The 6,073-nt window shown below is 68.2% G+C and carries 5 protein-coding genes and 3 pseudogenes; 2 read left to right on the top strand and 6 right to left on the bottom strand.

Annotated elements, in window-relative coordinates:
* The coding region (locus tag AB0A90_RS02945) for a hypothetical protein (RefSeq protein ID WP_357240619.1) at positions 1–209 on the top strand (209 nt) is incomplete at its 5' end.
* Positions 210–576: 367 nt separating this feature from the next.
* On the opposite strand, the gene AB0A90_RS02940 is transcribed toward AB0A90_RS02945, so the two are convergent.
* Positions 577–1,506, bottom strand: coding sequence for a LysR substrate-binding domain-containing protein (locus tag AB0A90_RS02940; RefSeq protein ID WP_357240616.1), 930 nt, complete (start codon positions 1,504–1,506; stop codon positions 577–579).
* Between the two features lie 72 nt (positions 1,507–1,578).
* On the opposite strand from AB0A90_RS02940, the gene AB0A90_RS02935 reads away from it, so the two are divergent.
* Entirely contained in the window at positions 1,579–2,502 is a 924-nt protein-coding gene (locus tag AB0A90_RS02935) for an EamA family transporter (RefSeq protein ID WP_357240613.1), read from the top strand.
* 15 nt (positions 2,503–2,517) lie between these two features.
* Here AB0A90_RS02935 and AB0A90_RS02930 read toward each other — a convergent pair.
* From AB0A90_RS02930 to AB0A90_RS02910, 5 genes and pseudogenes are all read right to left on the bottom strand, one after another.
* Positions 2,518–3,384 (bottom strand): annotated as a pseudogene (locus AB0A90_RS02930) (IS5 family transposase).
* Between the two features lie 482 nt (positions 3,385–3,866).
* Complete coding sequence (locus tag AB0A90_RS02925; protein ID WP_357240683.1) at positions 3,867–4,451, bottom strand: hypothetical protein; 585 nt, start codon at positions 4,449–4,451, stop codon at positions 3,867–3,869.
* Positions 4,452–4,613: 162 nt separating this feature from the next.
* Positions 4,614–4,853 (bottom strand): annotated as a pseudogene (locus AB0A90_RS02920) (cellulose binding domain-containing protein); the annotation flags it as partial.
* Between the two features lie 329 nt (positions 4,854–5,182).
* Positions 5,183–5,364 (bottom strand): annotated as a pseudogene (locus AB0A90_RS02915) (IS5/IS1182 family transposase); the annotation flags it as partial.
* A gap of 213 nt (positions 5,365–5,577) precedes the next feature.
* Positions 5,578–6,051, bottom strand: a complete 474-nt coding sequence (locus tag AB0A90_RS02910; protein ID WP_357240610.1) for a MarR family transcriptional regulator — start codon at positions 6,049–6,051, stop codon at positions 5,578–5,580.
* Positions 6,052–6,073: the final 22 nt, after the last annotated feature.

Here is a 6,073-nt window from a genome sequence, read left to right as displayed (position 1 = left end):
TTCTGGGTCTGCGGGTAGCGGTCGGCGACCCGGCTCCCGACGAACTGGCAGGTGAAACTGCAGTCCCAGCTTTTTCAGCAACCGCCAGACTGCTCACCGCAGCCGTCGACTACGACGCGAGCTGCGAACCCAACTCTCGCCGCCATCATCGGCTGAACTTCGTCCTCCTGTCCGGCTCCGTACGCCCGGGCAGGCTCGACGCACGATGATCCCGGTAAAGCATGCGGATCGCGGCAGATCCGTGCACGTGATCATGAGCTGGGGCCGACTCGACGGCTCAACCGCCGGAAACCAAATGGCGGGAGATGAAGTCACGTCAGAGACCGCCCGTGCCTGATGGCTGCCCGTATTGTCGAGGACCTGTACAAGTCGATGACCAGGATGTTTCCTCGCTGACGATCAGCCTAGGCACTGCGGTCGGCGACATTGACGATGTGAAGAGTTCACTTCCCGTGTTGCTTGAACTTCCTGGTCATCGCCACCGACCTCGGGCTTGACGTGCGCGCGGACTGACGGCAACGTCTGTTGCCCCGATCATGGCCGAGTGCTCGTCGATCGGGGGTCAAAGCACGTACATCAGGCGATGATCGGCGCAAGCTGTCCACGCGGGACGCCGGTCGGGCCGCTCAGCTCCGCTAGGAGGGCGTCCACCGCGGGCCGTTGCGGCGTGCCACCGAGGGCGCGGGTGACTGCGAAGATGCGCCGCTCGGTGACCGGCTCGACCAGTGGCTCCACGTGCACCCCGGGTGGCACGTGGCGCAGTGCCAACTCCGGCACCAGCGCGGCGCCCAGCCCGGCCGCGACGAGGTCCAGCGTGAGCGCGAAGTCGACGGCACGGTGCCTGATGTCCGGTTCGAAGCCGGCGAGCCGGCAAGCGTGCAATGTGGACCGTAGACAAGGCGTGTGCTCGGCGCTGGCGATCCATGGCACGTCGCTCAGTTCGCTCAGCCGGCCGGTGCGACGGCGCCACGCGACCGGGGTGATCAGGTGCATCGGGTCGGTGGTGACCGGATGCCGGTCCAGGTCATTGACCAGCGGCGCGGGCACGTGATCGTACTCCTGCAGCACCACTACATCGAGGGTGCCGGAGCGCAGGTCGAGGCGGCTCTGCTGGTCTTCGGCCTCGATCACCCGCACGTCTAGTTTTGGGTGCTTCGCCCGGAGGCGTGCGGCGGAGGGGGCCACCAGCGCGCCGGCTGCGGACGCGAACGCGCCGACCCGCACCGTACCGCTGACGCCGTGGCGGAGCGCGGCGAGCCCGGCCACCGCCTGCTCCACCGCGCCCAGCACGTCCTTCGCGTGGCTGGCCAGCACCTGGCCGGCAGGGGTGAGGACGATCCCGCGCCCGGCCCGCTCGACCAGTTCGTGCCCGGCCTCTCGGGACAGCTGAACGAGCTGCTGGGAGACCGCCGACGGAGTGACGTGCAGCGCCGCAGCGGCGGCGGTGACGCTGCCGCGCAGCGCAACCTCGTGCAGCACGCGGAGCCGGCGTACGTCAAGATTCATGTAGCCACGCTACATCAGCGATGAAGAACATTGAACTGGTCCTTAAGCGTTGCCTCGGGCAGCGTAGCCGGCATGAAAGCATCACACCGACTTCTCGCCCTGCTCGTCGCCGCTATCTGGGGCGTCAACTTCGTCGCCATCGAGCTGGGCCTGCGCGACCTGCCGCCGCTCGTGCTGACCGCGCTGCGCTTCGTCGCGGCGGCGGTGCCGCTGGTCTTCCTGGTGCCGCGCCCCAGCGCCCGGCTCCGCTACGTGATCGCCTACGGGCTGGTGCTCGGCGTCCTGAAGTTCGGCGCACTGTTTACGGCGCTCGCAGCCGGTATGTCCGCCGGTCTGGCCTCGCTGGTGCTACAGGCGCAGGCGCTTATGTCGGTGCTGCTGGCTGCGGCAGTGCTCGGCGAGCGGCCGGCGCGGGCGCAGGTGGCCGGCGTACTGGTCGGATCGGTCGGGATCGGGGTGCTGGCAATCGGCAGCGGCGGCCACGCCACGGTGATCGGCTTCGCGCTGACGCTGTTCGCGGCGGCCAGCTGGGCCACGGCAAACCTAATCATGCGGGCCAGCGGCGAGACGCGACCGCTCTCGCTGCTGGTCTGGTCGAGCCTGGTACCGCCGTTACCGCTGCTCGGCCTGGCCGGTGTGGTCGACGGCGGACAGGCGGTGCTCGATGCGATCACCGGCCTGTCGTGGCGCGGACTGCTAGCCGTGGCGTACATCGCGTACGTGTCGACTCTCGTCGGCTTCGGTATCTGGAACCGGCTGATCGCCCAGTACTCGATCGCGAGAGTGGCGCCGTTCAGCCTCCTGGTGCCTGTCTTCGGGCTCAGCGCGGCGTGGCTGCTGCTGGATGAGCCCGTCGGCGTGACGGAGCTGGCTGCGGCCGCCATCGTCATCGCCGGGCTGGCGCTGGTAGTGCGGCGCTCCACAGCGGACCCCAACAACGCCACGAATGCGAGCGAGGGTCGCGAGCCCGAGTACGCCCCGGCCGCGACTGCCTAGGGTCTGTCCTGTCGATCATGGAAGCCAGATGACGGCACCGATCAGGATGAGGCTCGCCGGTAGAGGGATGCGCGTTTGACGTAGCGGGTGGCCAGGTCACGCCACTGTTTGAGCCGGTTGAAGCAGCGTTCTACGACGCTGCGCTTCTTGTAGATCGCCTTGTCGAAGGCTGGTGGTCGTCCGCCGGTGCTGCCCTTGGCTGCCCGGCGGGCGGACCTGGTCGCTGCGTTCGGGGATGACGTGCCGGATTCCTCGCTGCCGCAGGGCTCGACGCGTCGAGTCAAGCGCGTAGCCCTTGTCGGCGATGAGCACCTCGGGGCGCTTGCGGGGTCGTCCGGGGCCGGGCTCGTTGACGCGGATCGCGTCGAGCAACCTCAGGAGCTGGGGATTGTCGCCGGTCTGACCGGGGGTGAGCAGGAGCGACAACGGTCGGCCGCGTCCGTCGACCGCGAGGTGGATCTTCGTGCTCAGCCCTCCACGGGATCGGCCGATGGCCTCGCCATCTCGCGCACCAGGCGTCGCCGGACTTGTTGTGGAGCCCCTTTTTTGCGGGCGCCAGCGGATGCTGGTGCGCCCGCACGATCGACGAGTCGATACTGATCGTCCACTGCACCGGTGTGCCGTCGTCATGGACCTGCAACGCGGCCAGGATCCGATCCCACGTGCCGTCAGCGTTCCACCGCCGCAGGCGCTCATGGCAGGTCTTCCACGGCCCGAAGCGTCCCGGCTGGTCACGCACGGCGCGCCCGTACCCAGCTTCCATAGAATCCCATTGATGACCTGCCGATGATCCCGCCACCGCCCCCTCGAACCGCCCGGCTCGGAAAGCAGCGGCGCGATCACCACCCACGCCTCACCGGTCAACTCACCACGACGTACCACCGGCACATCGTCAACGATCCTCGAGGCCGACTGTTCTCGGGGGATACCCGCTCCCGGATCCGGCCGGGGTTGGTACGGGTCTCCGACCGGTCATGCCGCAGTCGAGCATCGCGGCCCGATCGAGGTCGGCGCCTGCGGAGTCCAGGTCGGTGAGCCTCGCGTAGCGTCGATCCGTGTTTGGAAGTCCGACGTGCCGACTGTCGTGGATCCGTCCCAGGAGGGTAAGTGCGGCTTGGACATCCACGGCCTACACGGCCAAGCTCGGTACCTCCACGGCGTCGGCGGCGGGCTGATGTGGCAGCGGTGGCGGCCACGGCGAGTACGCCAGGACAAAGGAGTCATGCGCCCGTTGTGGCCGGCGCGTCAATCGCAGGCCCGGCATTCGCCTCCCCTGAGTGCGCCGATACCTGACGAGCATCGCCGGTGCCGGCGCGCGCGTGGCGGTGAGGTGCTTGGTGATCGACTTGTCGTTGTGGGCCCGGTCAGCGGGACGGCGGCGGGTAGAGGGTGTTTATGCGTACCGTCCACGGCTGGTATGGGCCGGGGCACGGGGTGGGGTCGTGGTTGCACGCCGTGTCAGTTTGCGTGTAAAGGTCGAACGAGGCGCCCCCGACCGCCCGGAACAGCACTCTGAGCGGCTGCCCGGTGGGGTAACCACCGGTGGTCCACACGAGGGTCAACGCAGAGTTCACGGACGTGAACGGCCGGTAGTTCGCGGGTAGCGACACGCCGAGTGTCTGCCCGATGACCAAATTAACCGTGGTCCGGTTCGCGGCCTGGGTCAGGTTGACGTCTCCGGCCGGCGACGCGGGGACGACGTTGACGTGAACCGTCCACTGCAGGACCGGTCTCGCACACGGTGGCGTCGTGTGGAAGCACGGGTCGTCGCTCACCGTGGACAGGTCGAGCGAACCGGTACCGGCTGCCCGGAACAGCGCGGTCAGCGGCTGACCGGTGGGGTATCCGCCGCTGCTCGACACGAGGGTCAACGCCGGGCTGGCGGACGTCAACGGTAGGTAGCTCGATGGCAGGGACACGCCGAGCGTCTGCCCGAGGACCAGGGTCACCGCGGTCCGGGTGTCGGCCTCGGTGACCCTGACGTCCTCAGGCCCCGGCGGCGAGTTGGAGACCGGCGGCGAGGAGGGCGGTGACACGGCATTGTTACTGCAGCTCAACGCCGGTGCCGAGCTCGAGCCGGCCAGCTGCATCCCGAACGTCGTGGAGGCACCCGGAGCCAGCCTGCCGTTCCATGCGAGGTTGACCGCGGTCACCGTCTGGCCCGACGTGCTGACCGTGGCGTTCCACGCGTTGACGACCCGTTGGCCGTCCGCCAGCGTCCACGTCACCGACCAGGTCGTCGCGGGCGTCGTCGCGGTGTTGGTGATCGTGACGACGACGACCGCGCCGCTCGTCGGACCATTGCCCCAATGTGAGTCGGTACGCGCCGTCGCCCGGCATCCACCTGCCATGGTGTCCGCCGAGGCGCTACCAGGCACCACAGAGATCATGGCGAGGGCGGTCAGCGCGCCCATTCCCGCTACCAGCCAGGATGCCGCAAGGGCCACCCGTTTTGATAACGCCATGTCGACACCCCCTGCGTAATCGATATCAGCCTATGTTTGCCCGTCACGGTATACGTCCGGGTGGGCGCACGGGGCGCCCACTATGACCGAACGTTCAGCAGTCGCACCAAGGCCCGATCGTTCAGGGCCCACGACGTCGAAGCGGAGGCCGGAAGCGAGCTCGGCCCGGCGCGGGATCCTGGGCACGGCCGGCCCACGGGTGCAGGCTGCCGTCGGCCGGCGGTAAGGCGGGTGCAGGTGTCGCCGTTGTGCAGGTGGGCCAGGGCTAGCAGGGCCTGGCGGCCCGGGTTCAGCCGCCTCCACCGGGATTCCCGCTGCTGGCGGTGGTTGCGGATGCGGTCGGCGAGGTGGTTCAGGGTTGAGCTGGACAGCGAATCGTGGCGTGGTAGGACAGCACGGCGAGGCTCCCGGTCGGGCCTCGGGTTGGGCGACTTGCTGTCCTACCTGGAGCCTCGCCCTATCGATCAGAGCCCCTGGCGACCTGGGCCGACCTGCAAGATCACGTTGAAAAGGGCTCAATGAGTAACTGGTGGACGTGAGATATCGCCGTTGCCAGGACGGAACTCTGGGGACCCGGCTGAGGTGTCGAGCTCAGTTCGGTGGGCGTCGTTCACCGGCCGTCGAGTTGCTCGCGTACCAGAGCGGCGATGCGGGAGAGCGCGACGCCGAGGTGGCGTTGCTGTGCAGCGCTGAGTGGGTCGAACACCAGTTGCCTGACCCGCTCGACGTGAGCTGGGGCACTGTCCTCGACCTTATGCAGTCCGGCGTCAGTCAGGGTCGCGAGGGTGTACCGACCGTTGTTTGGGTCAGGGAACCGGGTGACCCACCCCTGCTGCTCGAAACGGACCATCAGCTTGGACAGCCGTGGTTGCGTGCTGTCGCACTGCGCGGCCAGGTCGCTGAGCCGCATCGTGTGCGTCTCGGTCATGGACAGCCGAGCCATCACGCTGTACTCGAAGTTCGAGATGCCCTCGTCCCGCTGCAACTGGCGGTCCAGCAGCGTGGGCAGCGCGATGACCACGGTGCGCAAGTCCTGCCACAGCTTCTGCTGCTCGTCGTCGAGCCATTGGGGGGTGCCGGTCATACGCGCAGCTTACTTGACTGGG

The organism is Micromonospora sp. NPDC049204, assembly GCF_040647935.1.
In the GTDB taxonomy this organism is placed as follows: Bacteria; Actinomycetota; Actinomycetes; order Mycobacteriales; family Micromonosporaceae; genus Micromonospora.
The sequence above is the reverse complement of the archived record's forward strand: the minus strand, read 5'-3'. Positions and strand labels throughout refer to the sequence as shown.